The 17,298-nt window shown below is 64.7% G+C and carries 15 protein-coding genes; 8 read left to right on the top strand and 7 right to left on the bottom strand.

All coding sequences use genetic code 11. The features are described from left to right. Window position 1: 1 nt before the first annotated feature. Both D3242_RS08560 and D3242_RS08555 read right to left on the bottom strand, forming a co-directional pair. Window positions 2–1,471, bottom strand: a complete 1,470-nt coding sequence (locus D3242_RS08560) for a sugar ABC transporter ATP-binding protein (protein ID WP_064981417.1) — start codon at window positions 1,469–1,471, stop codon at window positions 2–4. 49 nt (window positions 1,472–1,520) lie between these two features. Next, window positions 1,521–2,534, bottom strand: a complete 1,014-nt coding sequence (locus D3242_RS08555; RefSeq protein WP_027047529.1) for an ABC transporter substrate-binding protein — start codon at window positions 2,532–2,534, stop codon at window positions 1,521–1,523. A 209-nt stretch (window positions 2,535–2,743) separates the two neighbouring features. On the opposite strand from D3242_RS08555, the gene D3242_RS08550 reads away from it, so the two are divergent. The 8 genes from D3242_RS08550 to D3242_RS08510 all read left to right on the top strand — a co-directional run bounded on the left by D3242_RS08550 (window position 2,744) and on the right by D3242_RS08510 (window position 12,098). After that, the gene (locus D3242_RS08550) at window positions 2,744–5,155 is read left to right on the top strand and encodes a glucan 1,4-alpha-glucosidase (protein WP_064981419.1); all 2,412 of its coding nucleotides are present in this window, start codon (window positions 2,744–2,746) and stop codon (window positions 5,153–5,155) included. Window positions 5,156–5,207: 52 nt separating this feature from the next. After that, entirely contained in the window at window positions 5,208–6,224 is a 1,017-nt protein-coding gene (gene gnd, locus D3242_RS08545) for a phosphogluconate dehydrogenase (NAD(+)-dependent, decarboxylating) (protein ID WP_064981422.1), read from the top strand. Window positions 6,225–6,246: 22 nt separating this feature from the next. Beyond that, on the top strand, window positions 6,247–7,623 hold the full coding sequence (gene zwf / locus D3242_RS08540; protein ID WP_064981424.1) for a glucose-6-phosphate dehydrogenase: 1,377 nt from the start codon (window positions 6,247–6,249) through the stop codon (window positions 7,621–7,623). A gap of 14 nt (window positions 7,624–7,637) precedes the next feature. Further along, window positions 7,638–8,342: an ROK family protein gene (locus D3242_RS08535; RefSeq protein ID WP_027047531.1), complete on the top strand. Its 705-nt coding sequence runs from the start codon at window positions 7,638–7,640 to the stop codon at window positions 8,340–8,342. Between the two features lie 212 nt (window positions 8,343–8,554). Then, window positions 8,555–9,013, top strand: coding sequence for a Ros/MucR family transcriptional regulator (locus D3242_RS08530; RefSeq protein ID WP_010912262.1), 459 nt, complete (start codon window positions 8,555–8,557; stop codon window positions 9,011–9,013). Between the two features lie 122 nt (window positions 9,014–9,135). Then, window positions 9,136–10,236 (top strand): aminotransferase class I/II-fold pyridoxal phosphate-dependent enzyme, encoded by a 1,101-nt coding sequence (locus tag D3242_RS08525; RefSeq protein ID WP_064981425.1) that lies wholly within the window; start codon window positions 9,136–9,138, stop codon window positions 10,234–10,236. Window positions 10,237–10,501: 265 nt separating this feature from the next. Continuing rightward, entirely contained in the window at window positions 10,502–11,740 is a 1,239-nt protein-coding gene (locus tag D3242_RS08515; protein ID WP_064981433.1) for an MFS transporter, read from the top strand. Between the two features lie 49 nt (window positions 11,741–11,789). Then, a complete protein-coding gene (locus D3242_RS08510; RefSeq protein WP_019861965.1) occupies window positions 11,790–12,098 on the top strand; it encodes an NIPSNAP family protein in 309 nt (102 codons plus the stop codon). Window positions 12,099–12,124: 26 nt separating this feature from the next. On the opposite strand, the gene D3242_RS08505 is transcribed toward D3242_RS08510, so the two are convergent. The 5 genes from D3242_RS08505 to D3242_RS08485 all read right to left on the bottom strand — a co-directional run bounded on the left by D3242_RS08505 (window position 12,125) and on the right by D3242_RS08485 (window position 17,298). Beyond that, on the bottom strand, window positions 12,125–12,841 hold the full coding sequence (locus D3242_RS08505; protein ID WP_064981436.1) for a glutamine amidotransferase: 717 nt from the start codon (window positions 12,839–12,841) through the stop codon (window positions 12,125–12,127). Between the two features lie 18 nt (window positions 12,842–12,859). After that, window positions 12,860–13,339 carry a tellurite resistance TerB family protein gene (locus tag D3242_RS08500; RefSeq protein WP_027047532.1) on the bottom strand — a complete coding sequence of 160 codons (480 nt, stop codon included), beginning with the start codon at window positions 13,337–13,339 and terminating at the stop codon, window positions 12,860–12,862. A gap of 53 nt (window positions 13,340–13,392) precedes the next feature. After that, entirely contained in the window at window positions 13,393–14,994 is a 1,602-nt protein-coding gene (locus tag D3242_RS08495) for a heme biosynthesis protein HemY (RefSeq protein ID WP_064981438.1), read from the bottom strand. Window positions 14,995–15,004: 10 nt separating this feature from the next. After that, window positions 15,005–16,477: a COG4223 family protein gene (locus tag D3242_RS08490; protein WP_064981440.1), complete on the bottom strand. Its 1,473-nt coding sequence runs from the start codon at window positions 16,475–16,477 to the stop codon at window positions 15,005–15,007. A 110-nt stretch (window positions 16,478–16,587) separates the two neighbouring features. Further along, entirely contained in the window at window positions 16,588–17,298 is a 711-nt protein-coding gene (locus D3242_RS08485; RefSeq protein WP_064981442.1) for a uroporphyrinogen-III synthase, read from the bottom strand.

Raw genomic sequence — 17,298 nt, 5'->3', positions numbered from 1 at the left:
CTCAGGCCGCATCGCCGAAGGAGGACTGGATAATCTTCTCTTCGGTCAATTCGTCGCGACCCAGATTGGCGACGATGCGGCCGTTCTTGAAGACATAGACATGGTCGCAATTGTCGAGTTCCTCGGTTTCCGTGGTGTACCAGAGAAAGGTGCGGCCGCGGCCAGCCTCCTCGCGCACCAGGTCGTAGACTTCCAGCTTGGTGCCGATATCGACGCCGCGCATCGGATCGTCCATCAGCACGATCTGGGCATCCGAGCCGAGCGCGCGGGCAAACAGCGCCTTCTGCTGGTTGCCGCCCGACAGCGAGAAGATGTTGTTGTTCATGTCGGGCGTGCGGATGCCGATCTTCTTCTGCCAGAACTGGGCCAACTCGGCCTCGCGCCGCGGCGAAATCAGCAGCCCGTTGCGCAACCGCGCCAGCGAGCGGATGCCGATGTTCTCGGCAATCGACCATTGCGGGAAAATCCCATCCGACTGGCGGTCGCCAGCGACCAGCGCTACCGGCTCGGTCACTTCGATGCCGGTTCTGGCGCGGGAAGCAGCAGCGAAAATCGCCAGCAACAGGTCGGTTTGGCCGTGTCCCGCCAGCCCGGCAAGGCCGATGATCTCGCCGGCGCGGGCGACAAGGTCGGCGCCGTCCTTCTGCGCGGCGGGACGCGCCCGCACCCGCAACGGACCGGCAGCTGGCCTCGCGGCGGCAATTTCAGCGGCGATCTTCTGGCGCGCCTCGGCCCCGCCCATCGCCGTCACCAGCCGGTCGCGGTCGAAGGCATTCGCCGCATCGGCGACCACCACCTTGCCGTCGCGCATCACCACGATGCGGTCGGCATTCCTGAGCACCTCGCCCAGCACATGCGAGATCAGGATGCAGCTTTTGTCGCTGGCGATGAAACGGCGCACGAAGGCCAGCAATTGGCCAGCCGTGTGCGCATCCAGCGACGATGTCGGCTCGTCGAGGATGACGAGGTCGAGCCGGTCCTGCGTCACTGTGAAGGCGCGCGCCACCTCGACCATCTGGCGCCGGCCGATCGACAGGTCGCCGACGATGTCCCAGGCCGAAATGCCATGATCCGGAAAGATCTCGTCAAGCTTGGCGGTGATCAGCGCGGCCGCCTTGCGCCGCCAGCCGAGGCCCGAGAGCGAGGCATGGTTGATGCGCGTGTTTTCGGCGACGCTGAGATTGGGGCACAGCGACAGTTCCTGGAACACGCAACGTATGCCGAGCTTTTGCGCCCGCGACACCGAGTAGTTGTCCTCGACGCCGCCATGCACGCCGATCTTGCCGCTGTCGGGTGTGAGCGTGCCCGCCACCATGTGCATCAGCGTCGATTTGCCGGCGCCATTGTGGCCGACCAGGCCGACGCATTCGCCGGGCCGGACATGGAAGTCCACGCCGCCCAGCGCGCGAACGGCGCCGAAATGTTTTTCGGCGCCGTTCAGTCTGATGATGTCAGCGTTCCCTTCAGGCATGCTCAACACTATCCGCGCGATGGTACGAAGGGCAACGCAAGCGTGACATTCACTTGATGTTGGCCTTGATCGCCGCGAGGGCGTCTTCCTGCGTGTATTCGTGGGTGGCGACGCCGCCTTCCTTGATCTTCGGCAGGGCTGCTTCGAAGTCGTCCTGGGTGAAGGCCAGATACGGCACCAGCAGGTCGTGCGGAATATCCTTGCGGCCATCGAGCACCTGCTGCGCCACCCAGAAGGCGAGCGACGACACGCCAGGCGCGATCGAAGCCGACCAGGTCTTGTAGCCGTCCTTGTCCTTCTGTTCCTTCCACCACTTCAGCTCGTCCTGCCGGTTGCCCATGATGATGGTCGGGCGCGGCTTGCCGGCGGCGGCGAAAGCCTGTGCGGCGCCATAGCCGTCACCACCCTGGTCGACGATGCCGACGACGTCAGGCAGCGACGGCAGGATGGTCGCGACGGCTTTCTGCGCCGTGGTCTGGTCCCAGTCGCCGGTCACCGAACCGACAATCTTGAACTCGGGATGGGCGGCAACGCCTTCGAGGATGCCGGCATGGATGGCATCGTCGATCGAGGTGCCGGCCAGGCCACGGATTTCCAACAGGTTCCCGCCCTTGGGCTGGAACTTGGCCATCTGCTCGACTTCCTGCTTGCCCATGTCCTTGAAGTCGACGACGACGCGATAGGCGCAGGGCTCCGTGACGGTGCCATCAAAGGAGACGACGGTGATACCGGCATCGCAGGCCTGCTTGATGGCGCCGTTGAGCGCGTCCGGCGAGGCGGCGTTGATGACGATGGCGTCATAGCCCTGCAGGATCAGGTTCTGCACCTGGGCCGCCTGCGTCGGCACTTCCTTGTCGGCGGTGGTGAAGATGTCGGCCGCGCCGACGATCTTGTCGGCGACCGCCTTCTTGGTGACGATGCCGTAGCTGTCGAGCATCGCCTGCCGCCACGAATTGCCGGCGTAATTGTTGGAGAATGCGATCTTTTTGCCGCTGGTATCGGCAAGCGCCGTCCCCGATGCGAGCATCGCGGCAAGAGCGCTCAAGGCTAACAGTTTCTTCATGTCATACTCCTCCCAAGAGTTGCTGGTCGTGCGGATTCTAGATGGAAAATCGAGCCTGTGTTCCTGTTTTTTATCGATTGTCAGACAAATGCAGATGGCGCGGCAGCCTGTCAACTGCAATCCGCAAAGCCCGCCGATCAACTTGCGGTGCGCCAATTGAAATGGTCTGGCTGGATGGGTAAGCCATGCGCACAGGAGGCCAAACAGAGATGGCAGTGACGCCGATCGTTCCCCCGGGCGCACCGGGCATTCCGGCGCGCTGGACGTCGAGCGCCAAGAGCGGCGTCGGCACCGCGTTTTCAGCCAAGAGCCCGCTCTGGTTCACCATCAGCCACGGCATCTTGAACGAGATCTACTATCCGCGTCTCGACAGCGCCTGCACGCGCGACATGGAGCTGATCGTCACCGGCCCCGGTGGCTATTTCTCGGAAGAGAAGCGCGACGCCGCGCACGCAGTAGCGCCTTTCGAGGACGGCGTACCCGGCTACAGGCTGACCAACACCGCGGCAGACGGCGCCTACCGTATCGAAAAGCGCATCATTACGGATCCGAAACGGCCTGTCCTGCTGCAGGAGATTGCATTCGTACCGCTGAAAAATTCGGCGGCCGACTACAAGATCTACGCGCTGCTTGCGCCGCACCTCGTCAACGCCGGCATGGGCAACACTGCCTGGGTCGGCGAACACAAGGGCCAGCGCATGCTCTTCGCCACGGGGCGCGGCGTATCCCTTGCGCTGGTCTCCTCACTGCCCTGGAATACCTGTTCGGCCGGCTATGTCGGTTTCTCCGACGGATGGCAGCAATTGCAGAACGGCGGTGCGCTCGATCCCTCCTGCCAGCGGGCGGAAGACGGCAATGTCGCTCTGACCGGCGAGATCGGCTTTTCCGCCGGCAAGACCACGGCCTTGCTGGCGCTTGGCTTCGGCGCGACGCCGGAAGCCGCCGCCGACGTGGCGCTGGCCAGTCTCAAGCAGGGTTTCGACGCCGCCGCCGAAACCTATGTCGAAAACTGGCGGACATTTCAGACCAGGCTTGAGAAGCTCGACCGCCACACTGCCTCCGGGCTGAACACCTATCGTGTGAGCACAGCGGTTCTGGCCTCGCATCTCTCGGTCGCGAGACCCGGCGCCGCTGTTGCCAGCCTGTCGATCCCATGGGGCTTCAACAAGGGCGACGACGATCTCGGCGGCTACCATCTGGTCTGGCCGCGCGACCTGGTCGAGACCGCTGGCGGTTTCCTCGCCGCCGGCGACGGCAAGCAGGCGCTGCAGATCCTGACCTATCTGCACTCGATTCAGCAACCGGACGGTCACTGGCCGCAGAATGTCTGGTCGGACGGCACCGCCTATTGGCCCGGCATCCAGATGGATGAATGCGCCTTTCCGCTGCTGCTGGCCGACGCATTGCGCCGGGCGGGCCACCTGCCGCGTGCCAGGCTCGCCGATTTCCTGGCCATGATCGAAGCCGCCTCCTCCTATGTCGTGCGCAACGGCCCCGTCACCGGCGAGGACCGCTGGGAGGAAGACGCCGGGTACAGCCCGTTCACGCTGGCCGTCGAGATCGCCGCGCTGCTTGCCGCCGCCGATATGCTGGATATCCTGGGAAAGAGTGAGCCGGCAAACTACCTGCGCGAAACCGCTGATTGCTGGAACGATCAGGTCGAACGCTGGACCTACGTCACGGGCACCCAGCTCTGCATCGAGGCCGGCATCACAGGCTACTATGTCCGCATCGCGCCGCCGGACGATGCGGGCGCCGCATCGCCGAAGGACGGCTTCGTGCCGATCAAGAACCGGCCGCCGGCCGACACTGACAAACCGGCAGAAGCCATAATCAGCCCCGACGCCCTGGCCCTGGTTCGCTTTGGCCTCAGGGCAGCCGACGATCCGCGCATCGTCGGTACCGTCAAGGCCGTCGACACCCTTTTGCGATGCGATCTGCCGCAAGGCCCGGTCTGGTACCGCTACACCGATGACGGCTATGGCGAGCACGAGGATGGCACGCCTTTCGACGGCACAGGCCGGGGACGCGCCTGGCCCCTGCTCACCGGCGAGCGGGCGCATTACGAGCTTGCCGCCGGCCGCAAGGAGAAAGCCGCGCAGCTTCTGGAGACCTTCGAGCGTTCGGCTGGCATGGGCGGGCTGCTGCCGGAACAGGTCTGGGACAGCCCGGATGTGCCGGGCCGCGAGCTGTGGGAGGGCAAACCGTCCGGCAGCGCCATGCCACTGGTCTGGGCGCATGCCGAGCACATAAAGCTGTTGCGTTCGTTGCGCGACGGCGTGGTCTTCGACACGCCGCCGCAAGGCGTCGAGCGCTACATCAAGGGCAAGACAAGCTCGCCGCTCAGGATATGGCGCTTCAACAACAAAATCCGCTCCATCCCGGCCGGCAAGGCTTTACGCGTAGAGCTTTCAGCGCCCGGCGTCGTCCATTGGAGCAGCGACAACTGGCTGACGATCCAGGACCACAAGACCAGGGAAACCGCTTTTGGCGTCCATCTGGCCGACCTGCCGGTTGCCGGATTGACGTCGGGAAGCACCATCGTCTTCACTTTTTTCTGGCCCGATGCGATGCGTTGGGAGAATGTCGACTTCAGCGTCGGCATCGACGCATCGTGGTAAAAGCGGCCGGGCCGATAGATTTTCTCTCTCCTCAAGCAATCGGGACGAAACCATGCAGATCGGAATGATGGGACTGGGCCGGATGGGCGCCAACATGGTGCGGCGCCTGATGCGCGACGGCCATGAATGCGTCGTCTACGACATCAACCCGGCAAGCGTCGCCGCCCTGGTCAGCGACGGCGCGCTGGGCGCGGCATCCCTGACGGAATTCGTCGGCAAGCTCGCCAAGCCGCGCTGTGTCTGGCTGATGCTGCCGGCGGCGATCACCGGTAAGATCATCGATCAGGTCTCGGCCCTGATGGAGCCCGGCGACATCGTCATCGACGGCGGCAATTCCTACTATCACGACGCCGTCGACCAGGCCGCGAAACTGACCACCAAGGGTATCCATCTTGTCGATGTCGGCACCAGCGGCGGTGTCTGGGGCCTCGAGCGCGGCTACTGCCTGATGATCGGCGGCCCCAACGTGGCGGTGCAGCACCTCGATTCGGTCTTCGCCACGCTGGCGCCCGGCGCCGATGCCGGCGCGCCGGCTCCCGACAAGGCTGCCGGCACCGCGCCCTTCGGCTATCTGCATTGCGGGCCGAGCGGCGCCGGCCACTTCGTCAAGATGGTGCACAACGGCATCGAATATGGCGTCATGGCCGCCTATGCCGAAGGCATGAACATCCTGAAGTCGGCCAATGCCGGCAAGCGGCAACGCACGGCCGACGCCGAGACCAGCCCGCTGGAAAACCCGCAATATTATCAGTTCGACATCGACCTCCCGCAGGTGGCCGAGGTCTGGCGGCATGGCAGCGTCATCGGCTCCTGGCTGCTCGATCTCACCGCCGGCGCGCTGAAGGGCGATCCGGGCCTGGCGCAGTTCGGCGGCCGCGTCTCGGATTCGGGCGAAGGACGCTGGACGCTGAAGGCGGCGATCGACACCGGCGTGCCGGCGCCGGTGCTGTCCTCGGCGCTGTTCGACCGCTTCTCCTCGCAAGGCGAATCCGAATTTGCCGACAAGCTGTTGTCCGCCATGCGCTATGCCTTCGGCGGCCATGTCGAAAAGCCGAAGGCCGGCAAGTGACGCCACAGCAGGAGACGCACGCATGAGCCAGGAACGGTCCGACACGCTGGTGCTCTTCGGCGCCACCGGCGACCTCGCCCACAAGAAGATATTTCCGGCCCTTTACCAGATGGTCGCCAAGGGCACGCTCACCGAACCGGTGATCGGCGTCGCCTTCGACGCCTGGGACATCAAGCAGTTGCAGGCCCGCGCTCGCGACGGCATCGTCAATGCGCTGGGCAAGATCGACGAGAAGGTGTTCGCCAAATTCGCCTCGCTGCTGCGCTATGTCAGCGGCGACTACCGCGATCCGGCCACCTTCGAGAAGCTGAAGACCGCACTCGGCACCGCCCAGCGGCCGCTGCACTACATGGCGGTGCCGCCGACCATGTTCGAGACTGTCGTGCAGGGGTTGGAGCAGTCGGGCACCGCGCGTGGCGCGCGGCTGATGGTGGAAAAGCCGTTCGGCCATGATCCGCAGTCGGCGCGCTGGCTGAACCGCGTGCTGCATCTGGTGTTCGACGAGCAGTCGATCTTCCGCATCGACCACTATCTCGGCAAGGAGGCGATCCAGAACCTGCTCTATTTCCGCTTCGCCAATTCCTTCCTCGAGCCGATCTGGAATCGCAATTTCGTCGAGAGCGTGCAGATCACCATGGCCGAGGATTTCGGCGTCGAGGGGCGCGGCCGCTTCTATGACGATGTCGGCTGCATAAGGGATGTCATCGAGAACCATCTGCTCAACATCCTCCTGCTGCTGGCCATGGAGCCGCCGGTCGGCCGCTCCGCCGACGATTTGATCGACGAGAAGGTCCAGGTGCTCAGGGCGATTCGGACGCTGGCGAAAGACGATGTCGTGCGCGGCCAGTTCACCGGCTACCTCGCCGAGCCCGGCGTGGCGCCGAACTCGCCGGTCGAGACCTTCGCGGCGGTGCGCTTCTTCGTCGACACCTGGCGCTGGCAGGACGTGCCTTTCTTCATCCGCGCCGGCAAGAACATGCCGGTGCATGTCACCGAGGTGGTGGTGCGGCTGAAGCGGCCGCCGCTCGACGTCTTCGACCCGATCAAGCCCGCCGACCAGAACTACGTGCGCTTCCGCATCGACCCGCAAGTGGTGATCGCCATCGGCGCCCAGCGCAAGGCGCCAGGCGACGACATGGTCGGCGAGCAGGTGGAACTGACGGCGCTCGACGACAGCAAGGCCGACATGCCGCCCTATGAAAGGCTGATCGGCGACGCCATGAACGGCAACGGCCAGCTCTTCACCCGCCAGGACGCGGCCGAGCTTGCCTGGCGCATCGTCGGGCCGGTGCTCGGCGACACCACGCCGCCGCATCTCTACGAGCCGAAGACATGGGGACCGACGGACGCCATGGCCGGCTTCGGACCGCCCAATGGCTGGATCGACCCGGTGGCATGATCGGAGAAGACACGATGGCCAAGGCGATGAAGCAACCGGCACTCGACACCGAGAAGATCGTTCTGGCGATCGACATTGGCGGCTCGCACGTCAAGATCCTGACCAGCGCCGGCGGCGCCGAGCGCCGGGACGATTCTGGCCCGGGCCTGACGCCGCAGCAGATGATCGACAAGGTGAAGAAGCTCGCCGAGGGCCTGTCCTACGACGTCATCTCGATGGGCTATCCCGGCCCGGTGCGTCACAACAAGCCGGTGCTCGATCCGAAGAATCTTGGCAAGGGCTGGGCTGGCTTCGATTTCGCCGCCCAATTCGGCAAGCCGGTCAAGGTGGTCAATGATGCGCTGATGCAGGCCATCGGCAGCTACGAAGGCGGGCGCATGCTGTTCCTCGGGCTGGGAACCGGCCTCGGCGCGGCGATGGTCTTCGACAATGTCGGCCAGCCGATGGAACTCGCCCATCTTCCCTACAGGAAAGGCCGGAGTTTCGAGGACTATGTCGGCGAGCGCGGCCTGGAAAAGCACGGCAAGAAGAAGTGGCGCAAATACGTCTTCGACGTCGTCACTCGCCTGCGCGCCGCCCTGCAGCCAGACTATGTCGTCATTGGCGGCGGCAATGTCGACAAGCTCGACGCGTTACCGGCCGAGACCAGGCGCGGTGACAACACACGCGCCTTCGAAGGCGGATTTCGTCTGTGGCGAGACAAGGCTCTGATCGTCTGATATTATTACAGTTTAGTATAGTTGTTCAAAATAACGTGTGGCGCCGCGCTTAATCATTGCGTTGTGCAGATTTGCCGACTAGGAATTTTGCGCGCTGCCCCCGCGCGGTCCACTGGATACGCCAGAAACGCTTCAGCATTTTTGATTTTGTGCCTCGTCCTTTCGAAAACGAACCCCATTTTCGAGGCCGTGCACCATAGACGGAGGAAACATTGACCGACGATAGCAACGACGCTCGCATCGACCTTCTCGAGCTGACCGCCCACATCGTATCCGCCTACGTTGAGAAGAACCGCCTGCCCGCCTCCGGCCTGGCCGACCTCATCGCCAGCGTCGCCACCTCGATCGGCGGGCTCGGCAAGCCGGCGGTGCCGGTGGCCGCACCGCTGGTCCCCGCGGTCAACCCGAAAAAGTCGGTGACGCCGGATTTCATCATCTGCCTCGAAGACGGCAAGAAGTTCAAATCGCTGAAGCGCCATCTCGGCGTGCATTTCGGCCTGACGCCGGACGCCTACCGTGCCAAATGGGGCCTGCCGTCTGACTATCCGATGGTTGCCCCCAACTATGCGGCCTCGCGCTCGCAACTGGCGAAGTCCATCGGACTCGGCCGCAAGGCCGTTGAGGTGGCGCCCGTCAAGGCCAAGGGCCGCAAGGCCAAGGTTTCAGCCTGAGCAATTCAGTCCTGAGCCAATATTTAGGACGACTGGAACAGAAGCCTGCCGGCGAAACCGCCTTGGCAGGCTTCCTGTTTTTGTGGCTTGGATAAACCAGACAAGGGGATCTGGGGGAAGCCATGAACTACACCAGGATGGTGATCGAGAAGGAAGCGCCGGAGGAGTACGGCTACGACCGCATCCGCTTCAACCTCTCCGAGAGCTCGATCGCCGACCAGAAGCTCTCCGACATCGGCCTGTCGCTGCCGGACCTCACGCTGTTCTATGGCGAGCATCGCGGCGACAAGGACTTGCGCGCGCTGATCGCGGCACAGGACGCCGGCGTCTCGCCTGACGATGTGCTGGTCACCGCCGGTGCCGCCGGCGCGCTGTTCATCATCTCGACATCGCTTCTGTCGGCGAGCGACCATCTCGTCGTCATCCGGCCCAATTACGCCACCAACATCGAAACCCCAAGGGCGATCGGCTGCGCCATCAGCTTCGTCGACCTCGCCTTCGAGGACGGCTTTGCCATCGATGTCGAGGCCGTCAGGGCGGCGATGCGACCGAACACGAAACTGATCAGCGTTACGTGCCCGCACAACCCGACCGGCACGATGATGGGCCAGACCGATCTCGACGCGCTGGTGGCGCTCGCGGAGACCAGCGGCTGCCATTTGCTGGTCGACGAGACCTATCGCGACCTTTCCTATGGCCGGCGCCTGCCGTCGGCGGCCTCGCTGAGCACGAAGGCGATCAGCGTCGCGTCGCTGTCGAAGGCCTTCGGCATTCCAGGCATCCGCATTGGCTGGCTGATCACCAGGGATCCAGCACTACAGGAGACGTTCCTTGCCGCCAAGGAACAGATCGGCATCTGCGGCAGCGTCATCGACGAAGGCATTGCGCGCGGCATGCTCGAACGCCGGGACGCCTTCCTGGGAGCGCTGCTGCCCGAAATGGCCAAGCGCCGCGACATCGTCCAGGCCTGGATCGACCGCGAACCGCTGGTCGACTGGGTGCGGCCCGAAGGCGGTGTCGTCGGCTTCCCGCGCCTCAATGTCGAACCCGGCTTCGATCTCGACCGCTTCTATGTGAACCTGCTGGAAAACCATGGCACCTATGTCGGGCCCGGCCACTGGTTCGAGATGGAAAAGCGCTTCTTCCGCGTCGGCTTCGGCTGGCCGACGGAGGCCGAGTTGCGAGGCGGGCTCGACGCCATTTCGGCAGCACTTCGGCAGTAATTTCCTTGTGCGATGGGCGCAACAGGCTGAAAATCCCTTGATCCAGTGCTGATTTTCGCACGCATCGCGCATCGAACTTTGCTAGACGTTCCATTGGTCGGACCAGCGCCCAACCTTGGGAAGTGCCCCGCCGGCATCGCATCGGCCCGAAAGTCCACTCCGATTTTCGGAAAGCACGATGCGAAACTAAACAGTGTTGGAGCGCACTTTGTGCGTCCAATTGGACGCACGTCGCTCCAATGCCATCGCAACGGGGCCTTTATTCATGACATCCCTACAAACTTCACCTGAGCAGCGTTACGCTGCCTTCCGGCACAAAGCCTTCCTCAGCTACTGGACGGCGCGCTTCCTCACCACCTTCGCGACCATGATCGTCTCCGTCGCCGTCGGCTGGCAGGTCTATGATCTGACGCGCGATCCTTTCGACCTCGGCATTGTCGGCATCGTCCAGTTCCTGCCATCGCTGCTTTTGGTGCTGGTCACCGGCGTCGTCGCCGACCGCTTCGGACGCCGGCTGATCATGGCGCTGTCGACGGTGATCGAGGGCATATGCGCCCTCACTCTGCTGGTCCTGACGCTGCGCGGTCTTGTCAGCCCGCTGCCGATCTTCGCCGTGCTCGCGATGTTCGGCACGGCGCGGGCCTTTTACGGCCCGGCTTCGTCCTCGCTGTTCGCCAATCTGGTGCCGCCTGAGGATTTCGGCAATGCGATTGCCTGGAACTCGTCCGCCTGGCAGACGGCGACCATCGTTGGACCGGTTGCCGGCGGCCTGCTCTACGGGGTTTCTCCGGAAGTCGCATACGCCATCGCCGCCATGCTGATGCTGGCCGCCGCCCTTTTGATTTTCACCATTCCCAGGCCCGCCCAGCGGACCGCCACCGACAAGCCGACCATGGACACGCTGTTTGCCGGCTTCCGCTACATCTGGAGCGAGAAGATCGTGCTTGGCGCCATCTCGCTCGACCTGTTCGCGGTGCTTCTCTCCGGCGCCTCGGCATTGCTGCCGGTCTATGCGCGCGACATCCTGCAGCTCGGCCCGTGGGGCCTCGGCCTGCTGCGCTCGGCGCCCGGCATCGGCGCCATCTGCGTGGCGGTGTGGCTCGCCGGGCACCCGATCCGCAACCATGCCGGTGTGATCATGCTCGGTTTCGTCGCGGCATTCGGCGCCTCCACCGTGCTGTTTGGACTGTCGACCCTCACCTGGCTGTCGATCGTCGCATTGGCCCTCCTCGGCGCCACCGACATGTTCAGCGTCTACATCAGGGAGACGCTGATCCAGCTGTGGACGCCGGACGAGGTGCGCGGCCGCGTCAACGCCGTCAACCAGGTTTTCGTCGGCGCCTCCAACGAAGTCGGCGAATTCCGTGCCGGCACCATGGCGGCGCTGATCGGCACCGTGCCGGCAGTGGTGATCGGCGGCGTCGGCGCCATCGCGGTAGCAGGCCTGTGGGCCTGGCTGTTTCCGCAATTGCGCAGGGTTCGCCACCTCGACGGGCGCAACTGACGCTCGCCGATGGTCGGCAAGAAACATCACCCCCGTCACAGGAAATCCCATGATCACCTGCTGCCTGAAATATGTCATCGACCCCTACAAGCTTGCCGAGTTTGAAGAATATGGCCGTCGCTGGATCGGTCTGGTCAATCGCCTCGGCGGAAACCATCATGGCTATTTCCTGCCGAGCGAAGGAGCGAACAATATCGCCTATGCCATGTTCAGCTTTCCGAGCCTTGCCGACTATGAGGACTATCGCAAGCGGATGGCAGCCGACCCGGAATGCCAGGATGTGTTTGAAGCGGAAAAGCGCAATCGCAGCATTCTAAGCTATGAGCGCAGCTTCATGCGGCCGGTGCTCGAACCCTAGCTAAAGAATTGCTCCAAGAGATGGAGCTACCGCACCGCCGGCGTCCCAAACACCATGCGCAAAAACTCGTCCAGCCAGCGCTTCAGATGCATGTCCCAGATCAGCCTGCCGCCGAGGTGATCGCGGCCGGGCTGGGCGCCAGGCAATTCGAAGCGATGCGCGCCGCGCACCACCCAGCGCTGCATCATCACCCGGGTCAGTTCGCCATGGAACTGTATGCCCCAGGCATTGTCGCCATAGCGGAAGGCCTGATTGGGATAGGTCTCCGCCGTCGCCAGCAGCGTCGCGTCGCGGGGCAAGGAAAAGCCCTCGCGGTGGAACTGGTAGACCATTTCGGGCCAGTGCATCAGCTTCCTGCCGGCCTCGGTCGCCTTGAGCGGATACCAGCCGATCTCGACCAGCCCTTCGCCGTGCCCCTCGACCTTGCCGCCGAGATGGTTGACCAGCATCTGCGCGCCGAGGCAAATGCCAAGGCACGGCCGGTTCTCCCTGAGCGGGATTTCCAGCCAGTTGGTCTCGCGGCGAACGAACTCGTCCTCGTCATTGGCGCTCATCGGTCCGCCGAACACCACCGTGCCGGCATGGCCGTCCAGCGTCTCCGGCAAGGCGTCGCCGAGCGGCGGCCGGCGGATGTCGAGCTCGAAACCCTCTTCGATGAGCATGTGGCCGACGCGTCCGGGGCTCGAATTCTCCTGATGCAGCACGATCAGGATTTTTGGCTTCGAGCTCGTTGCGCGCGGCATCGTCAGGCGAGATCCCGTCTATTCGTCGCTGGATGTTCCGCGGGCACCCGGCGCCTGCGCCGCCGCCTTGCGGCGCGCCTCGACCCGGTCGTGGCGCTCGACGCCGATCAGTTCGGCGACCCGCCACACCGTATTGTCCTCTAGCTCATGCAGCTCGCCATCGGCATAGACGATCTCCCACATCAGGCCGATGAAGGCCTTGCGCCCGTCCGCGTCGAGATGGCGCTTGAGCACGCTGGTGAAGGCGTAGAGGTCGATCGCCTCATTGTCGGCGCGCTCGCCGGCGGCGGCCAGCGCTTCGAGTTCGGCGCCGCTGATCGAGTAGCTCTCGGAGAGCACAGCCTTGAACCGCTCCCATTCGACGTCCTGGCGCACGCCGTCGGCGTTCATCACATGGTAGAGCAGCGCCGAGGCGGCGACGCGCGGGTCGTCCGTGCTGGTTTGCGCGCCGGCGCCGGCCGGCAAATCCCTGAGAAACGACAGAACGCGTTCGAACATCAATCCATTCCCAAACGGCCCAAGGGCCAAGTCAATCACCCGAAGGCCAAAAATTAAAACAGCCGGAAGCGGCGCGGCGATTTTTCCGCTTCCTCGTCCGGATCGACGCCCGGATCGTCCGGCAGCCGCGCCAGTTCTTCCGCCGGCTCGACGGCCTCGGCATCGGCTGGTACCGCCGCGAACGCAGCCGCCGTGACCGGCGTGACGTGGTCTTCGCTTCTATCGATTCCCTTGCTTGTTGTCTCGCTGCTCGCCGTGGCAGGCTCGATCGCGTCGATCGGCTTCTCGCTGGCCGGCTTCGCCAACGCCTCGATAACCGGCACCGTGGTCTCAGGCGCATCGTCACGGCTGTCGATCAACTGGCCAAGCCGCTCCATCGGCGCGCGCCATTCGAAGGCATCGAGCCGACCGGTGACAGGCGATACCGGCGCCCAGCGTTCCGAAACCACGCCATCGGCGACCCAGGCCGGATCGCGCGGCGCGCGCACCGCCTTGGACAGCAGCTGCCGCACCTTACCCTGGTCGCCGGTCTCGGCCTCCTCGATGTCGGCCAGCAGCAGATAGGCGCCCTCGCGGCGGTCCATCCGGATCGCGGCCTCGGCCTCGGTGCGAGCGGTAGCGAAATCCTGTGCGTCGAGCGCGGCACGCGCCACCGTCATCGACGATTCGGCGTGGTTCTTCTTCATCTCCTGCAGCTTCTTCGCCCGGTTGAGACGGTCGAGCACGGCGTCACCCGGCCTGGCATGGGTGTAGAGCTCGGCAATCTCGGGATGCGGCTCGGCCCTCCAGGCGGTCTCCAGGATTTTCGAGCCCTTGCGCACATCGTTCTGCCTGAACAGCGCGGCGGCGGCGGCAACGGCGGCGGGGGCGAAATCCGGCTGCAGCTTGTTGGCCTCGAGTGCGGCCGCCCTGGCGGTGGTGGGATCGCTGTCGGCGAGCGACTGCGCCTTGGCGGTCAACAGCACGGCGCGACGGCGATTGGCGGCATCGCGCTCGATCTGCCGCGTCGCCTTCTGCGCGTCGACCAGTTTCAAGGCGCCGTCCCAATCGCCGCGCGCGGTCAGCTCCTCCAGTGTCGATTCGGCCGCCCAGGCCAGTTGCGGCGCAACGGCGGCGGCGCGGCCGGCATAGTGGCGTGCGGCATTGCGGTCACCCAGCCGTTCGGCTTCGAGATAAAGCCCGCGCAGGCCGAGCAGCCGCATTTCGGGATCGTCGAGCATGCTCTCGAACTTTTGCCGCGCCCCTTCATGGTCGCCTTCGAGCAGCGAAGCCTGCGCCTCGAGCAGATGAATCAGCGGTTCCTGGTCGGAACGGATCAGCTTGGCCGCTTCCTTGGTCTTCTTGCGGGCCAGCGCACCGTCGCCGGCGCCGGCGGCGATCATGCCGGTCGACAGCGCCTGGTAGCCGCGGTCGCGGCGGCGCACGCGGAAATAGCGCGAGATGGTATAGGGGCTGTTCCACAGCGACCTGATCAGCCACCACAGGATCATTACCGCGGCGACGACAGCGACGATGGCCACCGCCGCCACCATCAGGCTGACCTGATACTGGTAGCCGCTGAAGGTAACGACCATGTCGCCCGGCCGGTCGGCCAGCCAAGCAAAGCCGAGACCGAGCGCGAAGACGACGATGAGGAAGGCGAGCAGGCGGATCATCGTTTTGCCCTCATGCCTTCATCGCGCCGGAGACCAGCGCGTCGACCTGGGTTTCGACCTCGATGCGCGCCTTCAGTTTGCCGGCAAAGTCGGCACCGGCGGCCTTCACGGCCTCAGGCAGCGAATTGTATTCGCCGAGCGCCTTGGCATAGTCGCCCTGTGTGACGGCCACCTCCATGCGCGCAACGGTTTCCGGCGCGCCAGGCCCCTCGACGGCGCCGATCGGCCGGACCTTGACCAGCGATTCGGCACTCGACATCAGGTTCTGCAGGAAGCCGGCATTCTGGTCGACCGGCGTGGCGGCGGCGACCATGGCATTGGCTGCGGCATCCATTTGCGAGGCGATCTCGGTGCGGGTGGGCACGCCCTTTTCGGCATAGGGCCGTAGGGTCGCGAGCTCAGGCGCGTTGGGCGAAATCGCCGCCAGCGTATCGAGTTCAGCCGAGAACGGCGCACCGCGTTCGAGCGCCGACTTCAAAGCCGACGCGGCAATGGCGAGCGCGATCTTCGGCTGTCCTGCCGCCGCCTCGACCTTGCCGGAAAGCTGCGACACCGACTGTTCCAGCGCGGCGAGCCGGCTGTCCTGGGCCTTCGCAGCTTCGCCCGTCGATTTCACCAGCGCGTCGAGGCTCGCCAGTTTTTCGTTGAGCGGGCCGAGATCGACCGGCGCCGCGCTGCCGGCCTTGCCGAGGGCGGCGACCGCGGTTTCGATCTGCTTGACCTTGTCGCCGAGCGCCGCAAGCCCGGCATTGTCGCCAGCACCGCCCTGTTCGACCGCCGATTTCAGCGCCGCGACATCGGCCTTTACCTGCTCCAGCCCCGAGGAAAGTCCAACCACTTTGGCCGCTGCGTCATTATTGCCGCCGCCGTCCTTCAGCCCGGCAATTTCGGTTTTCAGCGAAGCGATCTCGCCATTGACGCCGTCGAGCGAGACGCCGGCGCCGGAACCCGGCGCGCCAAGCAGGCCGGCAAATTGCAAGCCGCCGGCGCCGGCGAGCGCGATGACGCCACCGATGATGCCGGCAGCGATGCCGTTCAGGCCGCCACGCTTTGCCGCGGCCGGTATCGGCGCCATCTTTTCGTCCCGCGTCTGGGTTTTTGCCTTGCTGTCATCGCTACGCTTGGCCGACGCATCCTCGAAATTATAGTCGGAGGCGGCAGTGCGATGGGCTGGCGCATCCGAGCCGGGATAGGGCATCTCCGGCTCAACGGCCTTGGCCTCCGCGGACGGCTCGGTCCCGACCTGCCCCACGCCATCGGCATGCTCCCAGGGTTCGAGATCGGTCTGGTCGGCATGCACCGGCTCTTCGGGAGCCTCCGGCTGCGAGGCATCAGCGGCTTCCTCAGCCTTGGCCTCGTCTGTCTTGGCCGCTGCCCTGACGGCATCCTCATCGACGACGCGGGAAACGGCACCGGGCTCGAGATCGATGGTCACCGGCTCGCGGCGGCTTTTCGAGTGTCGCATCTTCGGCGTCTTGACCATGCCTGGGCTCCGCAAAATTCGCTTCGTCTCAACGCCTGCCGGCGCGTGATGGTTCAGAAAGGGTCTAGCACATCACCAAGCGGTGAAAAGGGGCGGTGTGATGACGCGGCTCAGGGCAGCACCCGCAAAAGCGCCAGCAGCGCCTCCTCGTCGGGTCGCGCGGCGATGCGGATTGTTTTGCCGGCGCCGTCGCCGAAGGCAGCGGCTATGCGGGCGGAAAGAGCGAAAGCCTGTATCTTTTCAAAGGCCTCTTGCAAGGCAGGCCGTTTGCTCAAAGCCTGCATCGCGACGGCCGCCTTGGCCGAGTAGAGCAGCACCGCATCGACCGACTGGCCGGAAAGCAGCGCGAGGATGGTCTCGTCGGAATATGGCACCGGGAGCGTGTCATACGTCTCCACGGCGCGAACCCGGACTCCAGCCGCTTCCAGCCGTTGTTCGAACATCGGAAACCGCACGCGCCCGCAGAGATAGGTGATTGCCTTGCCGGGCAACGCCGCCGCGATGGCGTCGGCCAGCGCCTCGGCATCGCCCGAGCCTTCAATGACGGATGAGAACCCCATCTTGCGCGCCGCTTCGGCGGTCCTGGCGCCCACGGCATGGCAAGGAAGAGCAGCAAGCGCCGCGATGACCTCGTTTGCGGTATGGCGCACGGCATTGGCGCTGGTAACGGCAACGGCATCACCAGTGACGAACCCCGCATCGGCAGGCAAAGCCACCGTTTCGGTCAAAGGCAGAACGACCGGTTGAAAGCCCCTCTCCTGAAGCCGCCGCGCCGTGCGCGAGGCGCCCGGTTCCGGTCTGGTCACCAGGACGCGAAGCAT

The sequence above is a fragment of the Mesorhizobium jarvisii genome (assembly GCF_003601985.1).
Lineage (GTDB): Bacteria > Pseudomonadota > Alphaproteobacteria > Rhizobiales > Rhizobiaceae > Mesorhizobium > Mesorhizobium jarvisii.
The sequence above is the reverse complement of the archived record's forward strand: the minus strand, read 5'-3'. Positions and strand labels throughout refer to the sequence as shown.

Coding starts and splice junctions, on each gene's coding strand:
- D3242_RS08560 (WP_064981417.1), bottom strand. CDS start 1,471: ATGCCTGAAGGGAACGCTGACATCATCAGACTGAACGGCGCCGAAAAA.
- D3242_RS08555 (WP_027047529.1), bottom strand. CDS start 2,534: ATGAAGAAACTGTTAGCCTTGAGCGCTCTTGCCGCGATGCTCGCATCG.
- D3242_RS08550 (WP_064981419.1), top strand. CDS start 2,744: ATGGCAGTGACGCCGATCGTTCCCCCGGGCGCACCGGGCATTCCGGCG.
- gnd (WP_064981422.1), top strand. CDS start 5,208: ATGCAGATCGGAATGATGGGACTGGGCCGGATGGGCGCCAACATGGTG.
- zwf (WP_064981424.1), top strand. CDS start 6,247: ATGAGCCAGGAACGGTCCGACACGCTGGTGCTCTTCGGCGCCACCGGC.
- D3242_RS08535 (WP_027047531.1), top strand. CDS start 7,638: ATGGCCAAGGCGATGAAGCAACCGGCACTCGACACCGAGAAGATCGTT.
- D3242_RS08525 (WP_064981425.1), top strand. CDS start 9,136: ATGAACTACACCAGGATGGTGATCGAGAAGGAAGCGCCGGAGGAGTAC.
- D3242_RS08515 (WP_064981433.1), top strand. CDS start 10,502: ATGACATCCCTACAAACTTCACCTGAGCAGCGTTACGCTGCCTTCCGG.
- D3242_RS08510 (WP_019861965.1), top strand. CDS start 11,790: ATGATCACCTGCTGCCTGAAATATGTCATCGACCCCTACAAGCTTGCC.
- D3242_RS08505 (WP_064981436.1), bottom strand. CDS start 12,841: ATGCCGCGCGCAACGAGCTCGAAGCCAAAAATCCTGATCGTGCTGCAT.
- D3242_RS08500 (WP_027047532.1), bottom strand. CDS start 13,339: ATGTTCGAACGCGTTCTGTCGTTTCTCAGGGATTTGCCGGCCGGCGCC.
- D3242_RS08495 (WP_064981438.1), bottom strand. CDS start 14,994: ATGATCCGCCTGCTCGCCTTCCTCATCGTCGTCTTCGCGCTCGGTCTC.
- D3242_RS08490 (WP_064981440.1), bottom strand. CDS start 16,477: ATGGTCAAGACGCCGAAGATGCGACACTCGAAAAGCCGCCGCGAGCCG.
- D3242_RS08485 (WP_064981442.1), bottom strand. CDS start 17,298: ATGCTTCGCGTCCTGGTGACCAGACCGGAACCGGGCGCCTCGCGCACG.